Annotated in this window: 1 protein-coding gene; it reads left to right on the top strand. The window is 57.8% G+C overall.

Annotation, left to right across the window (positions count from 1 at the left end; all coding sequences use genetic code 11):
• Positions 1 to 226 precede the first annotated feature (226 nt).
• The gene (locus tag B3Q33_RS14510; RefSeq protein ID WP_272962713.1) at positions 227 to 793 is read left to right on the top strand and encodes a heme NO-binding domain-containing protein; all 567 of its coding nucleotides are present in this window, start codon (positions 227 to 229) and stop codon (positions 791 to 793) included.
• The last annotated feature ends 84 nt before the right edge of the window (positions 794 to 877 follow it).

Here is an 877-nt window from a genome sequence, read left to right as displayed (position 1 = left end):
CTTGCAAGCAAGGCTCCAACGGTCCTTTCTTTCATCGCCCTTAGGCTTTCCCGTCAGGGGGATAAATCGCGCAAAAACAGAAAAATGTGACCGGCTATGTCACCTGGCTGTGAAGGGGTAGATATTCGCCGGGCCAGTGGTGGTGCGGGCTGGTTGGACGGTCGTACATGCGGCACAGCTCTTGCTGTTATGGAGGGAGAAGGAGAGCCGGCTCGGGAGCAGTGACATGCATGGCGTGATCGTGACCAATTTCAAGCGGTATCTGGATGAATTCATGGGTACCGACGCCTGGGGCGAAGTGGTCTCCACGGCGGGGTTGCAGGGCAAGACCTATCTGCCGGTGGCGCTGTATCCGGATGAGGAAATGGAAGCGCTGTTGCGGGCAGCGGAATCTGCTACCGGGTTACGTCGGGATGACCTGCTGGCGGATTTCGGTGAGTGGGTGATCGGCCCGCTGATTACTATGTACCAGCCGATGATTCCCACGGGCTGGGATGCCATGACATTTCTGCTGAACATGCAGCAGATCCACGAACGCATTCTGCGCCTCAAGGACCCGGCGGCGACAGCGCCGAAGATTGAGGTGCACAAGCGCGGCGACGATACCCTGGAAATTCACTACCGCTCCCACCGCAATATGGCGGCGATGATTCATGGCTCGGTGAAGGGGGTTGCCGCCTATTTCAATGAAACCGCCAGCCTGCTTGGCTCGGAAGCGGGTGAGGGTGGGGAGCAGCGGTTTGTGTTCCATATCCAGCCGAACAAGACGCAACAAGCGCTGGAGGCGGTGTAAGGCGGACGTGGTGTTGTACCGTCTTCTCGGGCGACAAGTTCCAGAACCAAGTCAAAAGCGATTTACCACAGAGGACACAGAGTT

Source organism: Alcanivorax sp. UBA3183 (assembly GCF_002364155.1).
GTDB classification, from domain to species: domain Bacteria; phylum Pseudomonadota; class Gammaproteobacteria; order Pseudomonadales; family Alcanivoracaceae; genus Alcanivorax; species Alcanivorax jadensis.
This window is presented reverse-complemented; position numbering and strand designations above follow the sequence as displayed.

What these genes read in the sequence shown, in the direction of transcription:
- B3Q33_RS14510 (WP_272962713.1), top strand. Translation starts at nt 227, where the DNA reads ATGCATGGCGTGATCGTGACCAATTTCAAGCGGTATCTGGATGAATTC.